This window comes from Paraburkholderia phenazinium (assembly GCF_900100735.1).
GTDB lineage: Bacteria > Pseudomonadota > Gammaproteobacteria > Burkholderiales > Burkholderiaceae > Paraburkholderia > Paraburkholderia phenazinia.
In genome coordinates, this window is sequence record NZ_FNCJ01000001.1 from 513,297 (window position 1) to 537,483 (window position 24,187).

The 24,187-nt window shown below is 61.9% G+C and carries 21 protein-coding genes, 1 tRNA gene and 1 pseudogene; 13 read left to right on the forward strand and 10 right to left on the reverse strand.

The window, feature by feature from the left end:
• Window positions 1-18: 18 nt before the first annotated feature.
• On the forward strand, window positions 19-603 hold the full coding sequence (locus BLQ92_RS02305; RefSeq protein WP_090681236.1) for a hypothetical protein: 585 nt from the start codon (window positions 19-21) through the stop codon (window positions 601-603).
• Here the strand turns inward: BLQ92_RS02305 and BLQ92_RS02310 are convergent.
• Complete coding sequence (locus tag BLQ92_RS02310; RefSeq protein ID WP_090681239.1) at window positions 587-1,501, reverse strand: c-type cytochrome; 915 nt, start codon at window positions 1,499-1,501, stop codon at window positions 587-589. The genes BLQ92_RS02305 and BLQ92_RS02310 overlap by 17 nt on opposite strands.
• Before the next feature lie 277 nt (window positions 1,502-1,778).
• Between BLQ92_RS02310 and BLQ92_RS02315 the strand changes: the two genes are divergently transcribed.
• Window positions 1,779-1,854 (forward strand) — tRNA-Arg (locus BLQ92_RS02315).
• A gap of 513 nt (window positions 1,855-2,367) precedes the next feature.
• Here BLQ92_RS02315 and BLQ92_RS41325 read toward each other — a convergent pair.
• From BLQ92_RS41325 to BLQ92_RS02340, 5 genes and pseudogenes are all read right to left on the reverse strand, one after another.
• Window positions 2,368-3,438, reverse strand: a pseudogene (locus tag BLQ92_RS41325) (recombinase family protein); the annotation flags it as partial.
• A gap of 112 nt (window positions 3,439-3,550) precedes the next feature.
• Window positions 3,551-3,892 (reverse strand): recombinase family protein, encoded by a 342-nt coding sequence (locus BLQ92_RS02330; protein ID WP_175771954.1) that lies wholly within the window; start codon window positions 3,890-3,892, stop codon window positions 3,551-3,553.
• Window positions 3,823-4,191, reverse strand: coding sequence for a hypothetical protein (locus BLQ92_RS39180; RefSeq protein WP_143016499.1), 369 nt, complete (start codon window positions 4,189-4,191; stop codon window positions 3,823-3,825). The genes BLQ92_RS02330 and BLQ92_RS39180 overlap by 70 nt, the downstream gene beginning before the upstream one ends.
• A gap of 33 nt (window positions 4,192-4,224) precedes the next feature.
• Window positions 4,225-4,491 (reverse strand): TIGR04255 family protein, encoded by a 267-nt coding sequence (locus BLQ92_RS02335; protein WP_090681244.1) that lies wholly within the window; start codon window positions 4,489-4,491, stop codon window positions 4,225-4,227.
• Window positions 4,492-4,544: 53 nt separating this feature from the next.
• Window positions 4,545-5,093, reverse strand: coding sequence for a hypothetical protein (locus tag BLQ92_RS02340; RefSeq protein WP_090681247.1), 549 nt, complete (start codon window positions 5,091-5,093; stop codon window positions 4,545-4,547).
• 301 nt (window positions 5,094-5,394) lie between these two features.
• Here BLQ92_RS02340 and BLQ92_RS02345 point away from each other — a divergent pair, with 301 nt between their 5' ends.
• Genes BLQ92_RS02345 through lpdA form a run of 4 tightly spaced genes read left to right on the forward strand, consistent with a single transcriptional unit; the run spans window position 5,395 to window position 10,595 of the window.
• Window positions 5,395-6,627, forward strand: a complete 1,233-nt coding sequence (locus tag BLQ92_RS02345) for a 3-methyl-2-oxobutanoate dehydrogenase (2-methylpropanoyl-transferring) subunit alpha (RefSeq protein ID WP_090681250.1) — start codon at window positions 5,395-5,397, stop codon at window positions 6,625-6,627.
• Window positions 6,628-6,629: 2 nt separating this feature from the next.
• Window positions 6,630-7,682: an alpha-ketoacid dehydrogenase subunit beta gene (locus tag BLQ92_RS02350; protein WP_090681253.1), complete on the forward strand. Its 1,053-nt coding sequence runs from the start codon at window positions 6,630-6,632 to the stop codon at window positions 7,680-7,682.
• A 1-nt stretch (window position 7,683) separates the two neighbouring features.
• Window positions 7,684-9,189 (forward strand): dihydrolipoamide acetyltransferase family protein, encoded by a 1,506-nt coding sequence (locus BLQ92_RS02355; protein ID WP_090681255.1) that lies wholly within the window; start codon window positions 7,684-7,686, stop codon window positions 9,187-9,189.
• 2 nt (window positions 9,190-9,191) lie between these two features.
• A complete protein-coding gene (gene lpdA, locus BLQ92_RS02360; protein WP_090681258.1) occupies window positions 9,192-10,595 on the forward strand; it encodes a dihydrolipoyl dehydrogenase in 1,404 nt (467 codons plus the stop codon).
• A 114-nt stretch (window positions 10,596-10,709) separates the two neighbouring features.
• Here the strand turns inward: lpdA and BLQ92_RS02365 are convergent, their stop codons facing one another.
• Entirely contained in the window at window positions 10,710-11,771 is a 1,062-nt protein-coding gene (locus tag BLQ92_RS02365) for an HAD family hydrolase (protein ID WP_090681261.1), read from the reverse strand.
• 679 nt (window positions 11,772-12,450) lie between these two features.
• Here BLQ92_RS02365 and BLQ92_RS02370 point away from each other — a divergent pair.
• From BLQ92_RS02370 to BLQ92_RS02390, 5 genes are all read left to right on the forward strand, one after another.
• Complete coding sequence (locus BLQ92_RS02370) at window positions 12,451-13,245, forward strand: hypothetical protein (protein ID WP_175771953.1); 795 nt, start codon at window positions 12,451-12,453, stop codon at window positions 13,243-13,245.
• 25 nt (window positions 13,246-13,270) lie between these two features.
• Window positions 13,271-14,686 (forward strand): DUF1254 domain-containing protein, encoded by a 1,416-nt coding sequence (locus BLQ92_RS02375; RefSeq protein WP_090681264.1) that lies wholly within the window; start codon window positions 13,271-13,273, stop codon window positions 14,684-14,686.
• 31 nt (window positions 14,687-14,717) lie between these two features.
• Window positions 14,718-16,190 carry a DUF1254 domain-containing protein gene (locus tag BLQ92_RS02380; RefSeq protein WP_090681880.1) on the forward strand — a complete coding sequence of 491 codons (1,473 nt, stop codon included), beginning with the start codon at window positions 14,718-14,720 and terminating at the stop codon, window positions 16,188-16,190.
• A 102-nt stretch (window positions 16,191-16,292) separates the two neighbouring features.
• Window positions 16,293-17,267, forward strand: coding sequence for a SphA family protein (locus BLQ92_RS02385; protein ID WP_090681267.1), 975 nt, complete (start codon window positions 16,293-16,295; stop codon window positions 17,265-17,267).
• Between the two features lie 117 nt (window positions 17,268-17,384).
• Window positions 17,385-18,515 carry a BamA/TamA family outer membrane protein gene (locus BLQ92_RS02390; RefSeq protein WP_244106012.1) on the forward strand — a complete coding sequence of 377 codons (1,131 nt, stop codon included), beginning with the start codon at window positions 17,385-17,387 and terminating at the stop codon, window positions 18,513-18,515.
• Window positions 18,516-18,611: 96 nt separating this feature from the next.
• Here BLQ92_RS02390 and BLQ92_RS02395 read toward each other — a convergent pair whose 3' ends face one another.
• A complete protein-coding gene (locus BLQ92_RS02395) occupies window positions 18,612-19,334 on the reverse strand; it encodes a TylF/MycF/NovP-related O-methyltransferase (protein ID WP_090681271.1) in 723 nt (240 codons plus the stop codon).
• Window positions 19,331-20,197 carry a hypothetical protein gene (locus BLQ92_RS02400; protein WP_090681274.1) on the reverse strand — a complete coding sequence of 289 codons (867 nt, stop codon included), beginning with the start codon at window positions 20,195-20,197 and terminating at the stop codon, window positions 19,331-19,333. Before BLQ92_RS02400 ends, BLQ92_RS02395 begins: the two co-directional genes overlap by 4 nt.
• Before the next feature lie 278 nt (window positions 20,198-20,475).
• On the opposite strand from BLQ92_RS02400, the gene BLQ92_RS02405 reads away from it, so the two are divergent.
• Complete coding sequence (locus tag BLQ92_RS02405; protein WP_090681277.1) at window positions 20,476-21,147, forward strand: acetyltransferase; 672 nt, start codon at window positions 20,476-20,478, stop codon at window positions 21,145-21,147.
• A gap of 18 nt (window positions 21,148-21,165) precedes the next feature.
• Here BLQ92_RS02405 and BLQ92_RS02410 read toward each other — a convergent pair whose 3' ends face one another.
• A complete protein-coding gene (locus tag BLQ92_RS02410; RefSeq protein ID WP_090681280.1) occupies window positions 21,166-22,281 on the reverse strand; it encodes a DegT/DnrJ/EryC1/StrS family aminotransferase in 1,116 nt (371 codons plus the stop codon).
• 223 nt (window positions 22,282-22,504) lie between these two features.
• Between BLQ92_RS02410 and BLQ92_RS02415 the strand changes: the two genes are divergently transcribed.
• Window positions 22,505-24,175 (forward strand): hypothetical protein, encoded by a 1,671-nt coding sequence (locus tag BLQ92_RS02415; RefSeq protein ID WP_090681283.1) that lies wholly within the window; start codon window positions 22,505-22,507, stop codon window positions 24,173-24,175.
• Window positions 24,176-24,187: the final 12 nt, after the last annotated feature.

Sequence of the window (24,187 nt, forward strand, 5' to 3'; positions counted from 1 at the left end):
CAACGGAGATTCGCCCGCATGAACACGTTGCCGCTCGCGCGCTATCGCAGTGCGCTCGAAACCTATATCGACGCGAAGGACAACACGCGAGCCGAGCGCATCGGCGAAGTGTTCGCGGCTGATGCGGTTCTCACCTTTTCCCTCGCAACCTCGAATATCGCGTTTCCCGCCCGCACGGTTGGTGCGGCGGCGATTGCAAAGACGCTCGTCAGCGATTTCGGGGCGCAGTATGCGCAGTGCCGTACTTACTATGTGTGTGACGCGCTGGCGGTCGTGGACCACCAGATTGATGCGTTGCCGTGGCTTGTGGTGATGCGCGAGCCAGCGACGCAGGCGTTGCGCGTCGGGCATGGGGTGTACCGGTGGACTTTCGGCTCGGCAGACGCGGGGCTTGTGACCGCGTTTCATATCCACATTGCGCGGATGGATGTGGTGCCGGATCCTGACGGTGCTTTGCTGGCGGCGTTGCAGGATGGTTTGAGTTATCCGTGGCTTGCGCCCGCCGAGTTGCGTGAGCATTTCGAGGCGCTCGCCGGATCCATTCCGGCGCTCGCCTTTGCGCGGGCCTTCGCTGCGCCCGCCCGAGTTATTTCGCCGCGCTGACCATGTAGTCAACAGCCGCTTTCACGTCGGCATCGGACGCGGTCGACCCGCCTTTAGGCGGCATCGCGCCCTTGCCGTGCAGGGCGTAGTTGTAAATCGTATCTATCGGATCCTTGAGACGCGGCGCCCACGCGGCCTTGTCGCCGAACTTCGGCGCATTCAGTACGCCGGCGGCGTGACACGCCTGGCAGACCTGCGTGTAGAGCGCCTTGCCGGCTTGCGAGGCGTCGGCGCTCTGGGTGGCGTCGCCGCCGGGCGCAGTTGCCGGTGCGCTGGCGATCGACGCCAGCGCTGCCGCTGCCTGGGACGCTGCGGCGGTGCCCGCATCTGCCGTGGCGCCGGAGGCGGGTGCGGCCGCTGCGGCAGTGCCTGATGCAGCCTGGGTCGCGCTTGGCACCGGCGGTTCGGCAAAGCTGGCGCCCGAATTGTTCGCCATATAGACGACGGCGCGGGCAATTTCGTAGTCGCTATAGTCGTCCGGGCTGGTGCCGCCGCGCGCAGGCATCGCACCCTTGCCGGTCAAGGCGGTGTGCCAAAGCGTGTCGAAGCCTTGCGCGATGCGCGGCGCCCAGTCGGCGGAGTTGGTGAATTTAGGTGCGCCTGCAGCGCCGGTGGCGTGACAGGCCGAGCAGACCGCCTTGTAGACTTCCTCGCCGGTCTTGTAGACGCGCGGCGCGTTGGCGTCGCGAATGTCGACCTGGGCGAGCGGCGCAATGCGGGCGCTGACCTCGGCTTCGGAGAGACTGTCGGTGCCGGCGCCGATGCGGGTCCAGTTGTTGGCGTAGACCGCTAGCAGGACGATAACGATGATCGGGACAGCAAAACTGGCGATGATCGCGGCAATGAGCTGTCCAGGAGTTTTGATCGGGGCTTCGTGATTATTTGGTGCTTCGCTCATGCTTGTCTCGTCTCCCGTGGGTATTGTGAGCGGTACAGCGTGACGGCAACGACCATTTCTTTATTAGCCACGGACGATTATAGACGGAAGGTTTCGGCGGCGGCGAGCGGTGGCTGGGGGTCTTCAGCGGGCGTTTACCCGTATCGGCGGCGGCGGGAGGTGGCCGGCCGCGGGCGCTGGCGGGGCCTATCCAGGGCGGTCGGTGGACGGGGTGCCGGAAACCGGGTATCCTCTCGGTCTCGCTTTAGCGCTGCTTTCGTGGCGCTTTCGTGTTGAAGCGCCCGTAGCTCAATGGATAGAGTACTGCCCTCCGAAGGCAGGGGTTGCTGGTTCGATCCCAGCCGGGCGCGCCAATCTGATACGTCACTGGGCACCTCGCCAGAGTCGCTATTCCAATGTGTGACGGCTGACGCGAGCTGCGCACGATTGCCTAGGATGCGGCATTTTGCGCCATCAACGCGAATGTCTGTTACGAGTGCCCGAAGAAGCTGCCTCGCTAGAGGTCTTTGAGGGTCACACAGTTCGCGCTTGGCTGCGGCGACGAATTTCTCAATATGCGCTCGGCCAACCTTTTTAAATGGCAGGTGCTGCCGCGCCTTCAGAGCTTCCAACTCTGAGTCAACTGTTTCCCGTTCTCGCTGCTTCGCTCGGATGTATTCCTGCAACGTGACGTCAAGGTCAAGGGTTCTCTTGTCCAGTTGTCCGTAGATACTCCCTAGTGAGGCGCGCAATGCAGCGGAGCGTGTCTGCAGTATCTGTATGCGTTTAGGGTCCGGTTTTTTAGCTTTTTTCCATATATCTTCCAGTTCTCCCAAAATAGAACTTACCCGGGTCGGACATAACACACGTTCGACCACAGCCTCCAGCACCTGCTTCTCCAATGCCTCTTTGGGAAAGTTTGGGCAGCAGCATTCGGTCGGGCTGACCTTCTGTCGGGACGCGCATCGGTAGTATTTGTACCTGCCCGATTTTCCGGTGACGAGCATCAGTCCCTTTTTGCAGTAACCGCATACCAGCAGGCCGGTTAGCAACGTGGGCACCTGCGCTGCTCTGTTTTCAGTATTCGGTGGGCGCCGCTTTGTGAGCATGCCATGGACGGCCTTAAACTCCTGCTCTTTTAGAATTGGGGGGACCTTGGTTTCTACCCAATTTTCTCGCGGATGCGGTTGGTTAGTTTGCGAGTTGCGCCGAAAGGTGATTAGTGTGCCCGTACAAACGGGATTCTCGATGACCTTTTCGACGTGACCTATTGTCCATTTGACTCCTCGATGGAGAATTCCTCTCGCATTCAAATATTCTGCAATTCGCTTCATCCCCATCACCATCCCTGCATCGCCAAACCGCGCTAGCCTAAAAATGAGCCGTACCGTTTCAGCTTCGTCATCATCGACGGCGAGAAGTTTCTTTACTCCACTGCGCGCGGGGATATCTGTCGCTACCGTCTTGTAACCATAAGGAGGTCTCGCGCCGTTGTAATACCCAGCCACAGCGTTTGCCTTCATGCATTGAGCAACCTTCTCCCCAAGTGCCATACTATGCGCTTCGTCGAACAGTCCGGTAAAGTTGCGCTCAATAAACGCTGTGGTTTTCCCTTCCGAGCGCGGTTGGCCGAAAATCATCAGTTTCACGCCGTTTTTCTCTAGCTGTCGTTCAAGAATCTCTCGGTCGGCATTGCGTCGATAGAATCGATTCTGCATATGGACGAGGATGACATCGAATGGCTTTTCGGGTGACAGCGCGGCGCTAATCATGCGGTCGAAGACAGGGCGTCTCTTTTCAAGTGAATATGCAGATGCGCCAGGCTCTCGGAAGACCTCAACAATGGCGTGCCCATTTTCGCGGACCCACTTTACCATCGCAGCTTCCTGGTCTTCCATCGAAATGCCTTGTTCGACTTGGCGCTCAGTTGATACACGGGAATAGAGTGCGATTTTCATATCCCTCTCCAAAGTACAATGGTGAGGCGCCGCTGCAGATTCATCCGCTGCGCACGGCGCGGCACCTTTGGTTTAGCCTCTGTGCTGCAAGCAATGTGGCCAGTCGCGTCGGTCAGTTAGTGGTTTTTATAGTTCCTCGCATTGCAAGCAATTTTTGCGCAGTCTCGAACTCCGCCTGTTCCAAAATTGGCGCTACATCTGTGGTCACCCATTTTTCTTCTGGGAGAGCACGGTGAGTGCGCGGGTCAGTGCGGAAGGTGATGCGCTTTCCGATGCAAACAGGGTTCTCCAGCACCTGCTCCACTAGGCGAATCGTCCACTTCATTCCCCGATGCTTTATGCCGCTGGCATTCAAGGCTTCGGCGATTCGTTTCGTCTCGCTGACTATCCCGCCATTTCTAGGTCGCGCGAGTCGAAAAATTTGGCGGACAACCTCAGCCTCTTTTTCGTCCACTGCGAGGATTTTCTTGACTCCGCTGCGTGCAGGAATACAGTCGATTCGAACGACGCCTTGATTTCTTGGTGCAAGAAGTCGAGATGGCCGGTGATTTTGGCAAGGTCGAACACCTCCCGATTGATGATGGAGGCGTCGTTATCTACAACGGCGTGCACACAGGCTTCTTGTTGTGCAAAACGCGGGTCAATTGCTGGAGCCAGTTGCGCAAGCTCTGGAGGTAGTCCAATCCGCCCCTCGCGAATCAACACGCGCGTCACCAATTGAGACAAGCCGACGACCGACACTGTCTCGCTCACCGAGTGTTGTATCTTTCCCTTGGCGCGAGTCGATCACCCTAGCACCTCAGAAATCAGGTAGTCACGCAGTGACTCGTCCGCACGCAATGGAAGAATCGCATCGAGATAACGAAGGCCGATTCGCTCGATAAAGTCCAGCCGTAGAGCGTCATGCACAATGCCGAGCCCTTTGAGGAACGTTGCCGAGAACGTCTCGAAGGTTTCATACTGGGTAGTTTGAAAGGCTAGGGCGTTTGACTCCAACACGATGCTTGAGCGGCCTCCGATGTCACCGAAGGTGTAGCGAGGTTGGGCCGTCAACGCTGGTGCAGCAAGGGATGGTGAACCTCGCCGGTTCTCCTACCGACCGCCCCTTACCGCGCTCCTGCCAGACCTTCAGCCTGCTCCCGAATTCTCCCCAGCATGCGCCGCCGGATAAGCCTACTGACCGGCCGAATGACATACCAATAGGGAGCAAATCTCCGCCGCACGTCGTCAGTCGGACGTTGCACCCGCGTCTTGGTACTCAACATCATCGCCGCCGACGGCATGGCTTCAACCGCGAAGTCCGTGACCAACCGGCAAACATCCATCCTGTCATTCGTCTTAACGCCTCGGTAGACCGAATCTCGAGCAAGCCATAATCCGGTTCCCAAAAACGCCCCAGCCAGCCCAAACACAACACTGCGGTCCCCGTTCCGACCAAGAAACAAGAAATCGTCGAAATCAAACGGCCGCGGCAGCGATCGGCTTATCAGTCGCGACGGCAACTCCCGTAGCCTGATCGCAAACCGGACTATCGGATCATCCTGCGCTCGCTGCCAAGTGACGCAATCCAGAATGACGCCAGCCGAAGCCCGCATGGACAAGGCGTGCTGCTCCCGAAAATCGAAACTGGGCAGAAATTCGTCGATTAGCTTCATTGGTAATTGACGGGCCTCTCAACACCGGCGATGTCCGCAGAGTTGCGGCGAACTATGCGACGGATCCCCCGCCACGTTGGCGCCGTGCGGCATCCGACCCCATCATTACCCACCCCGCCCCCCCATGGCAAACACGCTCACCCCAATTGAGCGCCTTTAACATCGAACCCCAATCCCACATTGCCCTAAACTCTTAAGAGACCGGCGCGCGCTACACCGTGCGCCGGCGCGGCATTCATCCGGCTACCCCCGGACGACCTGCCTATCAGCGTGAGACACAATCAAGCGTGGAGACAACCCAATGAGCTTGCCTGAGCCGTTGCGTCTGCATGTGCCGGAGCCAACTGGGCGCCCTGGCTGCAGAACCGACTTTTCCTACCTGCATCTTTCCCCCGCCGGGTCGGTGCGCAAACCGCCCATCGACGTTAGCGCCATCGAAACCAGCGACCTCGCGCACAGCCTCGTACGCGTCCTCGACGACGAAGGCCGCGCGGTTGGCCCCTGGGCCCCGGACCTCACTGACGAGCAACTGCTGGCCGGCATGCGTGCCATGCTCAAAACGCGCATCTTCGATGCCCGCATGCTGATCGCCCAGCGTCAGAAAAAGATCTCCTTCTACATGCAAAGCCTCGGTGAAGAGGCAATCGGCGCGGCCCAGGCCATGGCCTTGCGGCGCGACGACATGTGCTTTCCGACCTACCGCCAGCAAAGCATCCTGATGGCGCGCGAAGTGCCGCTGGTCGGCATGATGTGCCAGTTGATGTCGAACGAAGCCGACCCGCTCAAGGGCCGCCAGTTACCGGTGATGTATTCCGACCGCGAAGCCGGCTTCTTCTCGATCTCGGGCAACCTCGCCACACAGTTCATCCAGGCGGTCGGCTGGGCGATGGCCTCGGCCATCAAGGGCGACACGAAAATCGCCTCGGCGTGGATCGGCGACGGCGCCACCGCCGAGTCCGATTTCCATACGGCACTGACTTTCGCGCACGTCTACCGCGCTCCGGTCATCCTGAACGTGGTCAACAACCAGTGGGCTATCTCGACGTTCCAGGCCATCGCCGGTGGCGAAGGCGCGACCTTTGCCGGTCGCGGCGTCGGCTGCGGCATTGCCTCGCTGCGCGTCGACGGTAACGACTACCTCGCCGTGTACGCAGCCTCGTGCTGGGCCGCCCAGCGCGCACGCCGCAATCTGGGCCCGACGCTGATCGAATGGGTCACCTACCGCGCAGGCGCTCACTCCACCTCCGACGATCCCACGAAATACCGCCCCGGCGACGACTGGAGCGATTTCCCGCTGGGCGACCCGATCGCGCGCTTCAGGAAGCACCTCAACGCGAAGGGCATCTGGTCGGATCAGTCGCATGACGAACTGGTGGCTTCGCTCGAAGCCGAGGTCATCGCGGCGCAGAAGGAAGCGGAACAATTCGGCACGCTTAACGACGAGCGTTTTTCGAGTCCCGCCACCATGTTCGAGGATGTCTACAAGGACATGCCGGAACACCTGCGCCGTCAGCGCCAAGAACTAGGAGTGTGATCATGGCGGAATTCGACACGATCAAAGAGACGAGCTCGGCAACCAAGCCGATGACGATGATCCAGGCGCTGCGCTCAGCGATGGATGTGATGCTCGGGCGCGACGACAACGTCGTGGTGTTCGGTCAGGACGTGGGCTACTTCGGCGGCGTGTTTCGCTGCACCGAAGGCCTGCAGGCGAAGTACGGCACCTCGCGCGTGTTCGACGCGCCGATCTCCGAAGGCGGCATTGTCGGCGCGGCGGTCGGTATGGGCGCGTACGGCCTGCGGCCGGTGTGCGAGATCCAGTTCGCGGACTACTTCTATCCGGCATCGGACCAGATCGTCTCCGAGGGGGCGCGCTTGCGCTATCGCTCGGCCGGCCAGTTCATTGCGCCGATGACCATCCGCATGCCTTGCGGCGGTGGCATCTACGGCGGCCAGACGCATAGCCAAAGCCCCGAGGCGATGTTCACCCAGGTCTGCGGCTTGCGCACGGTCATGCCGTCGAATCCGTACGACGCCAAAGGGCTCCTGATCGCCTCCATCGAGAACGACGATCCGGTGATCTTCCTCGAACCCAAGCGGCTCTATAACGGGCCATTCGACGGCCATCACGAGCGGCCGGTCACCTCGTGGGCGAAGCATGCGTCGAACGCGGTGCCGGAGGGTTACTACACGGTGCCGCTCGATACGGCTGCGGTCGTGCGTCCCGGCAATGCGGTGACGGTGCTGACCTATGGAACCACGGTCCACGTGTCGCTCGCAGCGGCGGAAGAAACCGGCATCGACGCGGAAGTGATCGACTTGCGCACCCTGTGGCCGCTCGATCTCGACACCATCGTCAAGTCGGTGCGCAAGACCCGCCGTTGCGTGGTTGTCCACGAGGCGACGCGCACCTGCGGTTACGGCGCGGAGCTGATCTCGCTGGTGCAGGAGCACTGTTTTTATCACCTGGAAGCGCCAATTGAGCGGGTCACCGGCTGGGATACGCCGTATCCGCATGCGCAGGAATGGGCCTATTTCCCCGGCCCGCGCCGGGTTGGGGAAGCACTACGTCGCGTGATGGAGGCCTGAAATGGGTGTGCATGTAATCAAGATGCCGGACATCGGTGAAGGCATTGCAGAAGTGGAACTCGGGGCCTGGCACGTGGAAGTGGGCCAGATCGTCAAGGAAGACGGGCCGCTCGCCGACGTGATGACGGACAAGGCTGCGGTCGAAATTCCGTCGCCGGTCGCGGGGAAGGTGATTTCGCTGGGCGGCAAGGTTGGCGAAGTGCTGGCGGTCGGCAGCGAGTTGATCCGTCTGGAAGTGGAGGGCGAAGGTAATCTGAAGCCGGGCGCTGCCGCGCAAGGGGCGCAAGGAGCGAAGGGCACGAACGGAGCTAACGGTGCGCATGGTGCCAGCGGCTCGAATGGGGCACACGGCGCTAACGTTACGCACGGCACGCAAGCCGCTGCGGCGGCGAATGTCGCGGCAGCCGTGCACGGGCACGAAGCCAACGCCTTGTCCGCGTCTTCAGCAGCGGGCACTGCAGCCACAGCGTCGGCGTCAGCCATTCACGCAGCATCTACGCCCGCAGCCGGTGCGGCGTCGTCCCGTCCGCACGACTCAAGTACCGCGTCGGCTTCGACGTCACTCGCTACGTCTTCCGCATCCCGCGCGCTAGCCGCAACGCAGCCCGCGCCGATACGCCAGCCCGACGAGCGCCCGCTCGCCTCGCCGGCGGTCCGCCAGCGCGCCTGGGACATGGGCATTGAACTGCGCTTCGTGCACGGCACCGGCGAGGCCGGGCGCATCCTGCATTCGGACCTCGACGCCTACGCACAGACGCGCGGCACGGTGCCCTCACCGTTGCAGGCACGCTCAGGCTATGCCGAGCGTCTCGACGAAACCCCGGTGCCGGTAATCGGCATGCGTCGCGCCATCGCCCGCAAGATGCAGGAGGCCAAGCGGCGCATTCCGCATTTCAGCTATGTGGAAGAGATCGACGTCACCGAACTCGAAGACCTGCGCGCGCAACTGAACAAGCGCTGGGGCGAGACACGTGGCCGCCTCACCATGCTGCCGCTGCTGATTCGCGCGATGGTAGTCGCGCTGCGCGATTTCCCGCAGATCAACGCGCGCTTCGACGATGAGGCCGGCGTGGTCACGCGTTACGGCGCGGTGCACATCGGTGTCGCCACGCAGACCGACGCGGGCCTGACCGTGCCGGTGCTGCGTCACGCCGAAGCACGCGACGTCTGGTCGATGGCGGCCGAAATCGTGCGTCTCGCCGAAGCAGTGCGCAGCGGCAAAGCGACCCGCGACGAACTGTCGGGTTCGACCATCACCGTGTCCAGCCTGGGCGCGCTCGGCGGGATCGTCTCGACACCGGTCATCAATCATCCCGAAGTCGGCATCGTCGGCGTCAATCGCATGGTGGAGCGTCCGATGATCCGCAATGGCGCCGTGGTCGCCCGCAAGATGATGAACCTGTCGTCGTCGTTCGATCATCGGGTCGTCGACGGCATGGACGCCGCCGAGTTTATCCAGTCGGTTCGAGCGCTGCTGGAGCAGCCCGCCCTGCTGTTTGTGGAGTAAGCATGAGTCAGATTGAAAACACAACCCTGCTGGTCATCGGCGGCGGGCCGGGTGGCTACGTCGCGGCAATTCGCGCCGGACAGCTCGGCATTCCGACCGTGCTGGTCGAGCGCGAGCAACTCGGCGGCACCTGCCTGAACATTGGCTGCATTCCGTCGAAGGCCCTGATTCACGCAGCCGAGGAATTCGACAAGACCTTGCAGTATGCGGAAACCTCGCCGCTCGGCATTCGGGTCCGCGCACCGGAGATCGACATCGAGCGCACGGTGGCGTGGAAAGACGGCATCGTGCAGAAACTGACGCGCGGCGTCGGGGCGCTCCTCAAGAAGCATGGCGTCAAGGTCGTGCAGGGCGATGCACACGTGATCGACGGCAAGACGGTGGACGTCACGTCGAACGCTAATGGTGAGCGTGTGCGGATCCACTGCGAGCACCTGCTGCTCGCGGCCGGCTCCGAACCCACCGCGCTGCCGTCGATGCCGTTCGGCGGCAAGGTGGTGTCGTCGACCGAAGCCTTGTCGCCGAAGACGCTGCCCAAGCGCCTCGTGGTGGTCGGCGCGGGCTACATCGGCCTCGAGCTGGGCACGGTGTACCGCAAGCTCGGCGTCGACGTAACCGTGGTCGAGGCACTGGACCGCATTCTGCCCGCCTACGATGCCGAACTGGTCAAGCCGGTGGCCGATGCTCTCACGCGCAAAGGCGTCGGGGTTCTGCTGGGGCACAAGGTGTTGGGTCTCAGCGCCGACGGCCATGCGGTGCGCGTCCAGGACCGCGAGGGTGTCGAAAAGACCTTGCCGGCCGATCAGGTGCTGGTGGCCGTGGGCCGCCGTCCTCGCACCCAGGGCTGGGGCCTCGAAAGCCTGCAACTCGATCGCAACGGTGCCGCGCTGCGCATCGACGATCAGTGCCGCACTTCGATGCGTGACGTGTGGGCGATCGGCGATCTGGCGGGCGAGCCGATGCTCGCCCATCTTGCGATGGCGCAAGGCGAGATGGTGGCGGAGCTGATTGCCGGCAAAGCGCGCCGCTTCGTGCCGGCGGCGATTCCAGCGGTGTGTTTCACCGATCCGGAAATCGTCACCGCCGGGATGTCGCCGGCCGACGCGCAAGCCGCCGGGCTCGACTGTCTAAGCGCATCGTTCCCGTTCGCCGCGAACGGCCGCGCGATGACGCTCGAAGCCACCGACGGTTTCGTGCGCGTCGTGGCTCGTCGCGACAACCATCTGATCGTCGGCTGGCAGGCGGTGGGACGCGGGGTGTCGGAGCTGGCTGCGGCGTTCTCGCAGTCCATGGAGATGGGCGCGCGTCTGGAGGACATCGGCGGGACGATCCACGCGCATCCGACGCTGGGCGAAGCGGTTCAGGAAGCCGCGTTGCGTGCGCTGGGGCACGCGCTGCACATCTAGGCGGACGTGTAATCGATCGCGAGGTTAGCAAGGCGCCGGCATAAGGCCGGCGCGTTGCCCCGAGCGTTGCTTACGCAGCCACGCGACCGGACAGCAGCGCGCGGCCGCCTCACTTCATTTCGCGGCCGCGGCTCCCGCATCCTCGCCCTTGAACACGGTCCGCCAATCGTCCTTCATATCGACGATTAGCCACCCCTTCACATTCGCCTCTTCCAGGCCCTTATCCAGCTTGCCGGTTCGCGCCGCCCGGTCATACGCATACTCGCGTTGAGCATCCGTGTGATGCACGAGCGCCGCAAAACGCGGCCCGTCGCCTGAAGTGGTCCACTCGAGCATCGGCAGATCGGCGTCGGAGTTGCCAAACGCCATCAACGGCCGCCGTCCGACCAGGGCCTGAATGGTCTGCGGCTTTCTCGCGCCGTCGTTGAGTGTCTCGACTTGCGCGAGCCGCGTCAGCGTCGCCGTGCCATTCGTCATGCCGTACTGATAGCGAACGGTGCTGCCGATCACCTCATCGGGCGGCACGCCATACATGCTCTGCGAGATCGCGCGAATGAAGTCGGTGTTGTCCGCCGAGACGATATACGTCTTGAAGCCATTGGCGTGCAGGAAGGCGATCAACTCCACCATCGGCTGATACGCAAGACCGCTATAAGGACGGTTGAAGCGCGGATCGCTGGCACTATCGAACCAGTCATGCACGATCGACGCAAAACTGTCGGTCGTCATACCGGCATGGGTGGCCGCCAGCAGTTTCATCGAACCGCCATCGCCGCTGCCTGCCACGTTCTTCAGATTGCCGCGCAGGATCGACCGGTACGGCTCCTGGCGCTTCCATTCCGGATGCCGTGCCGCGAGCGTCTTCACCCGTTGCAGCGTAAAGACGAGTTGTACCGGGGCCGGTTGCTCGGGCCACAGCGTTCCGTCCAGATCGAAGACCGCGATCCGGTCCGCACGGGACACGAAGTCTTTCGACTCCGGCGTCGTGACGCGGGTCACGAAGTCGACAATCGAGCGTTCCGCGGGCGTGTCGTTCCACGCCGCGAGTGTGGCGTTCCCAGAAGTTGCACGGGCCGGCCGGGCGGCCTGGGTCGTGCCCGTATGCGGTGTGGTGGTGCAGGCGCAGAGAACGACGACGGTCAGGCCGATCCAGCGTCTGCGCATCAAGCCAATCATGAAAGCCTCTTTAGTATGTGATTTCGTGCGGCGCTTCATGCCCCGCCAGTCTATTTCGCGCCTACTAGATATCACATCCGGCGCGTTTGTTTAATGGTTTGCCACGTATTTCGCATGAGCGCATGCGGATCTGTGCCGAGCGAGCGGGGCACGGACGCCGGGCCGCGGTCAATATCCCGGCACGAGTCGGGCAATGGCAGCGGAGGGAAAAGGACCAGGGCGGACCGATGGCGGAGCTTCCGGCGGACTAACCAGTTCTTAAATGCTGTGTGATTCCGCATACGCCAGGAGAAATTGTTTCCCTATTTGAATCAATTCCATAAAACTGACGCCGCCATTCCAGAAACAGATTTTATTCTGACGGATCCGTATGCAATAAACATCGGAAACAGTGAAATATCTATCGTGTTACAAATTTATCTCTGTGTTGTTTGAGAACGTTTGCTAGTATTTTCCGACGACGACAGTGATCCGCTGCAACATCTACTTCCCGCGGGTGCGCAGCGCCATGCGGCTTCCTGTCTCGTCCCGCAATCTGTGAGTAATAGCAGGTCACCTGAATTCGCGCCAGCATTAAACGATTATTGACATTATTCGCTGATTTTTTATTTGCTTTCGGCAAAGGGGCTCGCTCGCTAGTCAATTCCGTTTGTCAATAGCACTAAAGTCAGGACATTAAATGACCATCAAGCGACGCCTTGGCGCGAGTGCGGTATTGTGTGCGGCGGCTTTCTCATCAGCGGCCTACGCGCAGACCTCGGCAGACGATGCCAACAAGAGCAATAACCCGTTGAATCTGGCGCCCTCGTTCAACTTCCAAGACTACTACACCCCGAGTCTGTTCGGCGTGAGTGGCCACACGAATGCGCTGCTGTTGCGGCCAACCATTCCTGTGGGGCCGTTTGGCCCGATCGGTGTGCCGCAGATTTTTCGCGCCACCGTCCCCATCAACACGAATCCGGACCCAACGGGCGGCTACAACACCGGCCTCGGCGACATCAATCTGTTCGACATCTTTCTGCTGTCGCAGTCGGACGTGCAGATTGGCGTCGGCCCATTGATCACCGCGCCTACCGCCACCGACCCAAGCCTCGGCACCGGCAAATGGCAGGCCGGTCTGGCGGCCGTGGCCGTCAGCGCAACGAAAGCGCATCTGCTCGGCGCGCTGGTTCAGTGGCAGCACTCGTTTGCCGGACAAAGCGGCCGGCCGACCACCCAGTCGCTCACGGCCCAGCCGTTCGGCATCTTCAACCTGCCCGGCGGCTGGTACATCCGCTCCACCGGTATCTGGTCCTTCGACCTGCAGCACGGCACCTATTACATCCCGCTCGGCCTGGGCGCGGGCAAGGCGTGGAAGAGCGGGTCGACGATCTACAACGCGTACATCGAACCGCAGTATTCGGTCGCCCACTCCGGTCCGGGCGTGCCGCAAGTGACGATTTTTGCCGGGCTGAACCTGACGTTCGGCAAGTAGCCAACTTTATCTGAGAGGCCAATCTATGAATGTTCCCAAGCTCCTGCGCATTGGCGCGATATCCCTGGGGCTGACGCTCGCCATGCTGCCGCAACAGTACGCCAGCGCCCAGGCGAGCGCCGCTACGGCGACGGTAACCGCAACGCCCGAGGAAGCTCGCGGCATCGCCAAGGACGCGTTCATCTACGCATACCCGATGCTGTTCAACTACAAGACGCTGTACGAGCAAGTGCTCGATACGGACTCCAGGTCTTACGTGGGCGGCTTTGGCAAATTCCGCAACTACTCTCAACCGTACGGTCCCGAGAACAAGGACATCGTCACGCCCAACAACGACACGCCTTACTCGTGGGCGTGGCTCGATCTGCGCCGTGAACCGTGGGTGCTGACGGTGCCGGCCGTGCCGGACGACCGCTATTACGTGTTCCAGTGGATCGACCTGTTCACCTACAACTTCGCCTACGTCGGTTCGCGGACCACCGGCAACGGAGCGGGCCACTATCTGTTTGCCGGGCCTAACTGGCATGGCGATACGCCGAAGGGTATCGACAAGGTGTTCCGCTCGGAGACCGACATCATTCTCACCTTGGGGCGCACCGCGCTGAGCGGCCCGTCCGACGTGAAGAACGTTCAGGCGATCCAGCAGCATTACAACCTCACGCCGCTGTCCGCGTTCGAACACAGCAGCGCGCCGCCTCCCGCGCCCAAGCTCACCTTCCCGAAGTGGGACGAAGCGCAGGCGACTTCGATCGATTTCATCGCCTACCTGAACTTCATGCTGCAGTTCGCGCAGCCTACGCCGCCGTCTGAAGTCGAATTGATGCAGCGCTTCGCGAAGATCGGTATTGCACCCGGCCAGGCCTTCGATCCGGCCACGCTGCCACCTGCAACGCGCGAGGCGCTCGAACAAGGCGTAGCGGACGGCAAGGCGGCGCTCGCCGACGCCGAGAAGCACACGACCGGTTCATTCAAGCTGTTCGGCAGCCGCCAGGATCTGAACGGCGACTACATGACCCGGGCGGTGGCGGCTGCGATGGGCATTTACGGCAACACCAAGGAAGAAGCGGTGTACGTCGGCACGCGCGTCAATGCGGACCATGAGCAGCTCGTGGGCTCCCAACCGTACGTGATCCACTTCGACAAGAAAGACCTGCCGCCCGCGAAGTTCTTCTGGTCGATGACGATGTACGACCTGCCGGCCCGCCATCTGGTCGCCAATCCGATCAATCGCTATTCGATCGGCGACCGCACCAAGGGCATCCAGTACGGCGCCGACGGCTCGCTCGACATCTACGTCCAGCAGAACTCACCCGGCGCCGACAAGGAATCGAACTGGCTGCCCGCACCGGCAGGCCCCTACACCGTGATCGCGCGCATCTACGGTCCCGACTCGTCGGTCTTCGACGGCACGTGGAAATTCCCGGTGCCGCAAAAGCGATGAACACACACACATGGACGACACGGAGCCCGAGATGAACAAGAAAACCGCAACATGGGTCACGGCTGCCGTACTGGCCTCGCTGGCCAGCCCGATTCTCGCGAGGGCGGCTACCGCCCAGGCCGGGGCTGCTACGGCCGTCTCGGTGCCGGGCCCGGTGCAAGGCTACGCGATCTCAGACGCGTATGCGCGGCTGGTGGCGCGCCAGACCTACTTCTGGGCATGGCCGATGGTGAACGTCTACAACCGCCTGCTGGCGATGAAGCAGGTGCCGCAGCCCGGTCTGAATGGCGGAATTGTGCCGGTGGCGCCGCCCAATCACCTGGCGATGCTGCACGACTATATCGAGCCGCAGGAGCGCTTCGTGGCGTGTCCGAACCAGGACGTGGTCTACGGTTCGGCGATCGTCGACCTGAACGAGACACCGGTGGTGGTGCAGGTGCCGGATTTTGGCCAGCGCTTCTGGGTGTATCAGGCGGTCGATTTGCGTACCGACGGCTTTGCCAGCCTCGGCAAGCTATACGGCACGAAGCCCGGCTTCTACCTGTTCGTGGGACCTGACTGGCACGGCCAGGTGCCCAAGGGCATCCGCCAGGTGTTCCGCTCGAGCACCGCGGTGGGCAGTTTCATTCCGCGCGTGTTCATGGACGACACCCCGGAGGACCGGGTTGCCGTCCAGGCGGTCATCAGCAAGATTGGCCTCTACCCGCTGAGCGACTATGACGGCAAGGTGAAGGTGACCGACTGGTCCGCGCTGCCGAAATTCGGCTCAGGCGAGGCGAGCGCCGAAGAAATCAAATGGGTGGACCCGGAGAAGTTCTGGGACGAACTGCCCACGGTGCTCGACCAGACCCCGCCGCAACCCGGCGAGGAGGCGCTGTACGCACAAGCGAGAGCGCTGCTGGCCGTCGCGCGAAGGGATCCGGCCATCAAGTCCGCCATCGTGGACGAAGCAACGCAGACGGACGCCAGGATGGTCGCGCCGCTGTTCAACTTCAACACGTTCGGCAAGCCGCTGCCGGCGCACTGGAACACTATCAGCAACGGCGCGCAATTCGGCACCGACTACTTCACGCGTACGGCGGTGGCGAAGTCGAACATCTTCGTCAACAAGCCCAACGAGACGAAGTACTTCTATGCCGACGCCGATTCCGCAGGCGCGCGGCTCAACGGCGGCCAGCGCTACACCGTCACGTTCCCCAAGGGGCAACTGCCGCCGGTCAAGGGCTTCTGGTCGCTGACGCTGTACAACGCGCATCACTTCTTCTCGCCGAACGATCAGAAACGGTATTCGCTGGGCACGAAGAACAAAAACCTGAAATACAACGACGACGGCTCACTGACGCTCTACGTGCAGAGTTCGACGCCAGGTGCCGGCAAGGAAGACAACTGGCTGCCGGCGCCGGCCAACGAAGACTTCTCCCTGTACGTGCGGGCCTATTGGCCGGAACAGGCCGCGCTCGACGGCACGTGGACGCCGCCGGCTGTTGTGCATGAAACGCAGTAGCCGGCTTGCATGGGCATGACATCAGGAAAGCTTAGTAAATGTTGAAGGTATCGGTAACCTTGCTGGCCATGGCAGGCCCGGCGTCAATGTGTGAGGATCGCTATGAGTAAGCGTCGCCCCTTGTTCCCAAGCCATCGTGTTGTCGCGCGGCTGTCTGCCGGCGCCTTCGTCACCGTCGCCGGCATCGCGCTTTCGCCGCAGGCCCAGGCGACGGAAAGCGGCATCGGCCGCCCGATCACCGGCATGCAGATCGCGCCGTATGCCGGCATCGTGCCGCCCACCGACGACTGGATCGTGTCGATCACCTCGATTTACTACGAGGGCTCGCTCGGCGCGAGCAAGACGATTCCGATCGCCGGTAAAATCACGGCCGGTCTTGACTATCACATCTCGTACAACATCGTGAATGCGATCAAGACCTGGGGCATCACCGCCGGCGGCTGGAACTTTGCGTCGTCGTTTGGTGTGCCGCTTCAGTACACCGGGGTTTCTTCGTTTCATGGCATCTTGCCTGACGACCATGCCACGCAGTTTGCCGATATCTTCTTTACGCCGGTGGTGGCGGGTTACCACCTGACCAAGACCGATCACGTCGCATTGAGCTTGCAGATCTACGCGCCGACCGGCGCGTATAACACCGACCGGCTCGCCAACGCCGGGCAGAACACGTGGACCTTCACGCCGACGGTCGCCTACACCAAGCTGCTGCCGAAGGAAAATATCGAGCTGTCGCTGAATTACGGCGTGGAGTTCTACACCACCAACAACCAGACGCAATATCACAACGCACCGGTCAGCGTGCTCGATCTGCTGGCCCTCAAGCGCTTCGGTGGCGGCTGGGGTGTGGGCGTGGTGGGCGGCTATATCCAGCAGCTCGGCCATGACACCGGCGGTCTCGCAGACATTGTGGGCGGCGCGCAAGGGCACTCGGTGGGCATCGGGCCGATGGTCACGTGGAACGGCAAGATCAGCAAGACGCCGGTGGGCGCGACGCTGCGCTGGGTCAACGAATTCAACGTGAGCAACCGGCCGAAGGGCAATGCGGTCGAGTTGTCGCTTAACGCGACGTTCCAGTAACGGAGGCACTGCGCGTTGGGACGCCATCTGAGGGCAGCGCGAGCGCATAGCGGAGTGCGGCCGCCCGCCGGTTCGCGGTTCGGGCGCAGGCCGTGTGCGTCGGTGGTGGCGGCCTTTGTGCTGCTAGCCGCCTTGAGTGCGTTGAACGGCCCAGCCTCCCGTGCTGCGTCGAGATTCACCGACCCTCAAGACGGCGCTTTCGACCTGAGCGATCTGCTGCTCGATCACAGTGGCGTATTGCCGGTGCCGACGCTGATTACCGAGCCGGCCGTCGGCTATGGCCTTGGCCTGGGGCTGCTGTACTTCTCGATGCCGAAAAAGCGCGCCGCCGACGATGCTTCCGGGGCGACTGCCACCGGTGCCGCCGACAGCGCTACGCCGACGCCACCCAACATCACCGGGGTTGGCGGCTTCGCCACCGGCACCCATAGCTGGGGTGCGGGCCTGGTGCACTTCCACACGTGGGACGACGACCGTATCCGCTATCTCGGCGTGGTCGGCAAGGTGGGGCTGCATCTGAACTACTACGGCCTCCTCAATCAACCACGGGCGTATCAACTGGACGGCCTTGCGGTGGTTCAGCAAGTGCTGTTCCGCATCGGCAACAGCCGCTGGTACGTCGGCCCGCGCTACACGTACTTCGATGCGCAGACCCGCTTTGCTTTCGCGACGCCGCTGCCGAGTGGCATTGGCGATTTTCAGCGGGACCAGCGGGTCGCCAAGGGCGGGGTGGTGGTCGACTACGATTCGCGCGACAACATCTTTTACCCCACGCGCGGCATCTACGCGGAATTCGAGGGCGATCTCGCGCGGGGCGGACTGGGCAGCTCCACCAACTTCCAGGAGCAGACTGCACGCGGCTATCAGTGGATCCCGTTATCCTCGACGTGGGTACTCGGGCTGCGCGCCGACACCGGTTTTTCGCAGGGGAACATTCCGTTCTTTGCGCAGCCTTATGTATCGCTGCGCGGTGTCTCGGACGCTAAATTCCAGGACAGCAACCAGCTCACCGGAGAAATCGAACTACGCTGGAATGTGACGCCGCGCTGGTCAGTGCTCGGCTTCGGCGGCGTAGGGAAGGCTTACGGGCATCTGCACTCGTTTTCCGACGCACCGACCGCCTTCGGCTACGGCACCGGCTTTCGCTATCTGATCGCGCGCAAGCTCGGCGTAACGATGGGCATCGATGTGGCGCACGGGCCGGGGCAGAACGCCTTTTATGTGCAGGTGGGCAGCGCCTGGCGTTGATCTACCCAGGTTTCTCTACTACGCCACCTGCCTCATGTGTCTCGACTGGATGCGATTCCCGCAGCAACGAACCAGCAACGGGACCGCACCGCAACGTCACACGTGAAAATAACCCGTGCAGGAATCGAACGGCAGACGCTTCAGTTCGATCTTGTTCAGATTCACCACTTCGCGCAACGCGCTCGTCTCGCCGGGGAAATTCCGGTATGCGACTTCATCGAGCACCACGATTGCGCCCTTCGGCATATACGGGAGGAAGGTTTCCAGCGCAACCTTGGTTGATGCGTAGAGATCCGTATCGAGGATCAGCATGGCGACCACCAGATCGGGGCGTGTCTTGACGAACTCCGGAACCGTCTTGACGATATCGCCCTTGACGAGTTCACAACGCGGAATGCGATTGACCGGTCGCACCAGATCGTTGGCTTCGATCATGGTTTCGATCAGCGACATGTCGGTGTCCGAAAACATCGTCGTATTGATGTCGTCAGGATCGTGCTGCGCATCGATGCCGGTAAACCCTTCGAAGGTGTCGAAGCCGATGATGGAGCGATTGATCGCATACGGTTCGAGAATCGTCGACAGATGCATATAAAGCATCAGCGAGTTCGCCTTATAGACCCCGCATTCGACAATCGCACCGGGTACGTCCAGCACCTTCTTGAAGAGTTCCATGCGCGACAGCGCAGTGGTCACCGTAATCCGGTCAGCGAACACGAACGGCGCACTTGCGACGTAGCTTGCGTCGACCCGGTTTAATACCTCGGCACGCTTGGCACCGAACGCCTTCTCGGCCTCGGTTTGTCTGCGCTTGGTCATACTGTTAGTCCTTCGAAAGGTTTGAAACTGTCCGCGTGGAAATAGTCTTTAAAACCGGCCTCCGCGTCCGCGCATCCGTTGTCGACGTTGATCGCGCCGCGACCGGCCTTCATATCGCCAATGTGCATGAGCCGGAAATCGACGCTAAAGCGTGTGCAATCCGTCAGATTCGGGACGGTTCCGTGCAAGTGCACGCCGGAGAAGATGAGCATCTCCCCAGCATTGGGCGCGACGCGCAATTCGGCGCTGGTGCTCACTTCTTCGAGTGGTACAGGATGCGGCCGGGTTTCTTCCTTGACATTGCTCGAGGCACGCCAGCGTTCGTTGCCGATCCAGTCGGTCAATTGCCAGTCGGCTGAGGAGTTCTTGACGGGGACCGTGAAGTACGACGGGTTAATCATCATCGTCTGGTCGGGCGTGATGCCATACACCGGCATCCAGGTGTTGAGCTGGCACTGAACCGCTCCATACCACGTATCACGATGCGGCTTGTACGCATAGCTAATACCAGCATGCAGGTACTCGTAGTGTGGCACGACACGCAGGCGCGGGACGTCGAACAGGTAATCGGCCGGATCCTCGCCAAGCTCGACGACGAACCCTCGGATAATTTCCTTCACTTCACCACTGTTGGTGAAATAGCCCTTCAGCCGCGTCACGTTGGAGACGAACTCCTCGACGGGCATAAGCCGGTGAATCGAACGATGGTCCACTACCCCTTCAAAAACATGGGAAATGCTATGTACCGCGAACTCACGCATCCGCTGTGCCGCTTGCAGCCCGGTTTCAAGGAAAATCGCACCGTTATAGATGGCTTCTTTCAGACTGGCGCTGCTTCGAGATTGATTGACGTATAGATCCATGGTTCGTCCCACACACTGGTTTCGCTGCGCTTGTCGCCGCCTCAATGCCGCCGTCACGCGAACTGCGCCGCTCGCGTAAATGCCGGGCCTGGTTCTCCGGCCACCGCCACACAACCTTCGGCAGTACAGCGAGGTCGGCCTACCTGCATTGTTTCGCAGTATGTCTGAGGTCGACCCGCCTCAAGCCGGCAAATTGAAGTGAGATTCGGGTCCAATTTGACCAATAAGGCGACTGGTGGAGTGTTAGGCTAATCAGGCGCTTAACAAGGATGGTGGGAATGGCCAGGCCAGATATCGTGTTGTGGGGCGGAACCGGGCAAGCCAAGGTGCTGCGTGAATTGATCGGTGACGATTTTGCTCTGCAGGCCGTGTTCGACAACAGCCCGACCGTGGCGCCGCCGTTTGCGGATATTCCGTTGATCCGCGGCTGGAACGGCTTTCTCGAATGGCATGCGGCGCGTGAGCCGCGTCCCTGCCATTTCCTTGTGGCGATCGGCGGCGATCGCGGCAAGGTTCGCGTGGAGATTCAAGCGCAGCTCGAGCGTGCCGGGCTGCTTGCCGCGGTTGCGGTGCATCGGACTGCCTTCGTTGCTCGCAACGCCCGCCTCGGTCCTGGCAGCCAGATCCTCGCCCAGGCCGCCGTATGCGTCGAAGCCGAGGTTGGCACCGCATGCATCGTCAATACTAGCGCCAGTGTCGATCACGAGTGCTGGCTCGGCCACGGCGTGCACGTGGCCCCGGGCGCCCATCTCGCCGGCGAGGTGCAGGTGGGCGATTTCAGCATGATCGGGGCGGGCGCGACGGTCTTGCCGCGCATCAGGATCGGCCGTCACTGTGTCGTCGGCGCAGGCGCGGTGGTGACGCGCGACCTGCCCGATGGCGCGGTGGCCTATGGCAATCCGGCCCGCATCGTTCGCTACGCGAGCGAGCCGCCTGCTACACCGGCCTGAAGCCGGAGAGCTGAAAGCTCAGGCGGGGCAGAACTGCCGCACGATCGCGGCCACTCGCTCGATCTCCGCCGGCCCCATGTCGTGATAGCTGGGCAGGTTCACGGCGCGCCGGAAAATGCCGTGCGCAACCGGTGTTTCCACCGGCCGCTGCAGGCCTTCCAGGTCAAGCTCGCTGAGCGGCCAGAAGAACACCCGGCCGTCGATCTGGTCTGCCTTGAACGCGGCCAGCAAGGCGTCGCGATCGAACTTCACGTGCTCGTGGAAGACGACAGTCGGCATCCAGTAGCCGTTCACCGTGCCGGGATGCTCGACGTTCAGGCTCAGGTGTGCGGCGAGCGGCTCGAGCGCCTCGGCGTACATTCGGAAGATGGCGCGCTTTTGCGCAATCAGCTCCTCGATGCGCTCCAGTTGCGCGCAGCCGATGGCCGCCTGCAGATTCGACATCTTGTACTTGAAGCCGATCGCCGATGGCCAGAACTGGCGCGTCTCGCCTTTGGCACGGCCGTGGTTGCTGAGCGTCAGCACCCGCTCATAGAGCGAGCGGTCGTGGGTGACGAACATGCCGCCTTCACCGGTCGTCAGCGTCTTGGTGCCGTGAAACGAGAAGGTGCCGAACGCACCTAGCGCGCCGGCGCGCTTGCCGGCATAGGACGAGCCGATTGCTTCCGCAGCGTCTTCGATCACGGCAACGCCGTGCCGGCGGCCGATCTCGAGCAGGGCGTCCATCTCGCAGACGCTGCCGTACAGGTGCGTCGCAATGATGGCCTTGGTGCGCGGCGTGATGGCGGCCTCGACCTTGACGGGGTCCAGACACCAGGTGTCGGCGAGGATGTCGACCAGTACCGGCGTGGCGCCGACATGCACGATCGGCGCGGCGGTGGCGATCCAGTTGATGTCGGCGAGGATGACTTCATCGCCGGCGCCGATGCCGAGCGCGGCGAGCCCCATATGCATCGCGCCCGTGCAGCTCGAGGTCGAAATCGCATACGGCAGACCCATGAAGGCGGCAAAGTTCTTTTCGAAGCGCTCGATGTATTCGTAGCATCGTTCGCCCCAGCCGTTGGCGGCTGCGTCCGTCGCATAACGGACTTCGAGCTCGCCGATCGAGGGTTTGGTGTAGTGGATACGGGACACGCGGCTTCTCCAGTGTGGTGTGTATTTTTAACACTGCCGTGCCCCGCTTCATGGGCCAAACTGGACCCAAATCTGCCGTCAATTTGGCGGCTTGCCGCGCGCCGGTCTCGGCCATACTCGATCACGATGCAGATTGGCAAAGTGCGGCCCGCGAATCCATGGCCGCGCCGGCCAATCTGAATAGATGGATCACCGAGACACTTGGCCGAACCGGCGGGCAGCGATGAGCGCGAATATTTTCCAGATTTCCAACGAAGTATCGACCGGCCAACCGCTCGACGACGGTTTTATCGCCCTGACCCCTGCCGCGAGCGTGAAGCCCGGCTGGAGTGGCTACGGCGCGATCCGCGAGTTTTTCCTGACCCGCTCGGTCAACCAGGATGAACTGTACGGCTTCCTGAGCTCCGACTTTCAGGCGCGGACTGCACTCACGGCGGCCGAGGTTCAGGCGTTCATCGCCGACAATCCGGGCCACGAGGTGTACACGTTTTCACCGTCCATCGAAGACGGCGCGTGCTATCTGAACGTGTTCGAGCAGGCCAACCAGCTCTATCCTGGCTTTATCGAAGCGGCCGAACTGTTTCTGCGTACGATCGGTCTCGACGCCGGACTGCGCACCTTGCCGATGGATTTCCGCTCGACCGTCTACGGCAATTACGTTGTCGCCAAGCCCTCGTTCTGGGAGACGTGGTTCGCGCTGACGGAAAAGCTGTTCGACCTGTTCGAAGGCCACAACCCGGCGTTTCGCCAGCAACTCGCCGCGACCGTGGCGTGCAATCCGCCGAGCGGTTTGCGGGTGCTGCTGATCGAGCGGATCGCCTCGCTGATTCTCGCGCTGTGCCCGGAGATCACGGTCTGCGCGTATTCCGCCAGCGCGACGCCGCTGCCGGAGACGCAGGCGCATACGCCGGAGCGCGAAGCGCAGTTGGCGTTGCTGAACGAACTCAAGGTGGGATACGGCGAGTCGAACGACAGCGAGTCGCTGCACAACTTTTATACACTGCGCGGAGCGGTGCTGCAGACGCGCCACGGGCAGCGTCTCGAACGCGCCAAGGACGGCTTTCTCTCGACGCAACTGCCTGCCTCGCGCGACATGCTGTATGTCTGTATGACGCATGTGCCGTTGCCGTACGATTACCCGTCGTTTGTCTCGCCGCTTTACCTCGGCGATGCGCAAGGCCCGGGCAAGGCCAATCTACGCGACATCGCGCCGGAATGGTTGCCGTACCACCCGCGACTGGGGGCGGTCGCCGGCAGCTTTGCGCTCAAGAACTACATCGTCCAGAATCAACTGCAAATCAAGCAGATCGGCATTTGCCAGTACCGCAAATTTATCTCGACCCGGCGCGTGACCGAAACGATCGCCCCCAACTATCCGGTGATGGACATGGTGACCCCCGAGGCGCTGGAGCGCGCCGACCTGGCCCAGGTCATGGCGCCGGCCGGGCGCGATTTCCTGTTCGGCCAGTTGTGCCGGCTGCAAGGCGGCTACTTCAATCAGTACCGGGATTCGCATGTCGCCGAAGACTTTCTGCTTTTCACGGCGGTGACGATCGAACTGGGCGTGCTTGGGCGCCATGAGGTGATGCCGTTCTTCAACGAAGAAATCTTTGTGCCCGGTGGCATCGAGTGCGGCGTATTCCCAACTGATTTCTGGGTGAGCGCGATCTCTTCGATCGAAGCGGTTGTGCGTACCTGCTTCGAGCGTTACTCCGTCAAGCGCGAGGGCTATCAGGCGCGAGCCTGGGCCTTCTGTGCGGAGCGCCTCGGCAGCTACCTGCTGTTGCGCCACCTGGTGAGCAAGTATGCCGGCATCAACTGGCAGCAACAGTTCGTCGGTCAACTGAATCTCTACACGGAAGACACGCAGGCCGCGTACGTCGGCAGCAAATGATGCGCGGCGTTC

Bases quoted from the DNA above. Each gene is read 5' to 3' on its own strand.
- BLQ92_RS02305 (WP_090681236.1), top strand. From the start codon at position 19: ATGAACACGTTGCCGCTCGCGCGCTATCGCAGTGCGCTCGAAACCTAT.
- BLQ92_RS02310 (WP_090681239.1), bottom strand. From the start codon at position 1,501: ATGAGCGAAGCACCAAATAATCACGAAGCCCCGATCAAAACTCCTGGA.
- BLQ92_RS02340 (WP_090681247.1), bottom strand. From the start codon at position 5,093: ATGAAGCTAATCGACGAATTTCTGCCCAGTTTCGATTTTCGGGAGCAG.
- BLQ92_RS02345 (WP_090681250.1), top strand. From the start codon at position 5,395: ATGAGCTTGCCTGAGCCGTTGCGTCTGCATGTGCCGGAGCCAACTGGG.
- BLQ92_RS02350 (WP_090681253.1), top strand. From the start codon at position 6,630: ATGGCGGAATTCGACACGATCAAAGAGACGAGCTCGGCAACCAAGCCG.
- BLQ92_RS02355 (WP_090681255.1), top strand. From the start codon at position 7,684: ATGGGTGTGCATGTAATCAAGATGCCGGACATCGGTGAAGGCATTGCA.
- lpdA (WP_090681258.1), top strand. From the start codon at position 9,192: ATGAGTCAGATTGAAAACACAACCCTGCTGGTCATCGGCGGCGGGCCG.
- BLQ92_RS02365 (WP_090681261.1), bottom strand. From the start codon at position 11,771: ATGATTGGCTTGATGCGCAGACGCTGGATCGGCCTGACCGTCGTCGTT.
- BLQ92_RS02370 (WP_175771953.1), top strand. From the start codon at position 12,451: ATGACCATCAAGCGACGCCTTGGCGCGAGTGCGGTATTGTGTGCGGCG.
- BLQ92_RS02375 (WP_090681264.1), top strand. From the start codon at position 13,271: ATGAATGTTCCCAAGCTCCTGCGCATTGGCGCGATATCCCTGGGGCTG.
- BLQ92_RS02380 (WP_090681880.1), top strand. From the start codon at position 14,718: ATGAACAAGAAAACCGCAACATGGGTCACGGCTGCCGTACTGGCCTCG.
- BLQ92_RS02385 (WP_090681267.1), top strand. From the start codon at position 16,293: ATGAGTAAGCGTCGCCCCTTGTTCCCAAGCCATCGTGTTGTCGCGCGG.
- BLQ92_RS02395 (WP_090681271.1), bottom strand. From the start codon at position 19,334: ATGACCAAGCGCAGACAAACCGAGGCCGAGAAGGCGTTCGGTGCCAAG.
- BLQ92_RS02400 (WP_090681274.1), bottom strand. From the start codon at position 20,197: ATGGATCTATACGTCAATCAATCTCGAAGCAGCGCCAGTCTGAAAGAA.
- BLQ92_RS02405 (WP_090681277.1), top strand. From the start codon at position 20,476: ATGGCCAGGCCAGATATCGTGTTGTGGGGCGGAACCGGGCAAGCCAAG.
- BLQ92_RS02415 (WP_090681283.1), top strand. From the start codon at position 22,505: ATGAGCGCGAATATTTTCCAGATTTCCAACGAAGTATCGACCGGCCAA.